Source organism: Acetobacter pasteurianus subsp. pasteurianus LMG 1262 = NBRC 106471, assembly GCF_000285275.1.
GTDB classification, from domain to species: Bacteria; Pseudomonadota; Alphaproteobacteria; order Acetobacterales; family Acetobacteraceae; genus Acetobacter; species Acetobacter pasteurianus.
On sequence record NZ_CADO01000132.1, the window covers coordinates 1 to 1,318 of the forward strand.

At 61.9% G+C, this 1,318-nt stretch carries 2 protein-coding genes; both read left to right on the plus strand.

What is annotated here, in order from left to right; all coding sequences use genetic code 11:
* Window positions 1-35 precede the first annotated feature (35 nt).
* Window positions 36-1,028, plus strand: coding sequence for a MotA/TolQ/ExbB proton channel family protein (locus APA10_RS11915; protein WP_003631369.1), 993 nt, complete (start codon window positions 36-38; stop codon window positions 1,026-1,028).
* Between the two features lie 33 nt (window positions 1,029-1,061).
* Window positions 1,062-1,318, plus strand: a 257-nt coding sequence (locus APA10_RS11920) for an ExbD/TolR family protein (RefSeq protein ID WP_035367791.1), incomplete at its 3' end; no start/stop codon positions are given.

Below are 1,318 nucleotides of genomic sequence, written 5' to 3' on the forward strand. Positions count from 1 at the left end.
CGGATCGGGCCCTGATGATGAGGATTATGAGGAAGATGACCAGACTGCCCCGTTCTTTTGTGTCAGGTCTTGCGGCTCCGGCTCTGGCGCTGCTGATGAGCACTGCAGCCCCAGTGGCAGCCCTTGCGCAGGATGCGGCCCCCGCAGCGCCTGCGGCCACGGCACCGGCTCCTGATGCGGCGCCATCTTCCGCACCGGCACCTGCTGCCACGCCGGATGCAGCCCCTGCGGCTCCAGCACCCGCTGCCAGCGCTCCGGCCGAACAGGCCCCACCTGCAGCAGACACCAAGGAAGAAGCCAACCCCTACGGTCTGGGGGCCCTGTGGTCCAATGGGGATATCATTGCCCGCGGCGTGCTGCTGATCATGCTCACCATGTCTCTGGGCACATGGTATATCATGATCACCAAGTTCATCGAGCAGGCCCGCCTGTTTGCGGCCGCCAAGGAAGCCACCAAAAGCTTCTGGACCAAGCACAGCATTCAGGAAGGAGCTTCCGCTCTGACCTCCACATCTCCGTTCCGCTACATCGCCGATACCGGCATTGTGGCTGCCGAGCACCATGAAGGCACGATGCAGGAAAGCATTGACCTGCATAGCTGGACGGGCATGTCCATCCAGCGCGCGGTGAACAACATCCAGAACAGCCTGCAAAAGGGTCTGGCGTTTCTGGGCACCGTGGGCTCCACCTCTCCGTTCATCGGTCTGTTCGGCACGGTGTGGGGGATCTACCATGCGCTGACAGCCATCGGCATTGCCGGTCAGGCCTCCATCGACAAGGTGGCAGGTCCGGTGGGTGAATCCCTGATCATGACGGCCATTGGTCTGGCCACGGCTGTGCCGGCCGTTCTGGGCTACAACCTGCTGGTGCGCCGCAACAAGACCGCCATGGATCTGGTGCGCGACTTTGCTTCTGACCTGCAGTCCATCCTCATCGGGGGTGTGCGTCATGGCGCTGCGGTAGACCAGATTGTGGTGCGCCCGGACAACTCCCCCACCACGGCCACGGTGTCCAACCGCATCGGGTAATCAACGGGTCAGGTCAAGGCAAGGAGAACGCTTATGGGCATGCAGGTTGGCGATAGCGGCGGGGAAGACGACGTCGTCTCCGCCATCAACACCACACCGCTTGTGGATGTGATGCTGGTGCTGCTGATCATCTTTCTGATCACCATTCCGGTGGCGACACATACCGTGAAGGTGCAGCTGCCCAAGGACATGAACCAGCCCACCCAGACCAAGCTGAGCAATGTGGTTCTGGCAGTCACGGCGGATGGTCAGACCTTCTGGGATGAAACGCCGATCAAGGACCGGGCCGA

Bases quoted from the DNA above. Each gene is read 5' to 3' on its own strand.
- APA10_RS11915 (WP_003631369.1), top strand. From the start codon at position 36: ATGACCAGACTGCCCCGTTCTTTTGTGTCAGGTCTTGCGGCTCCGGCT.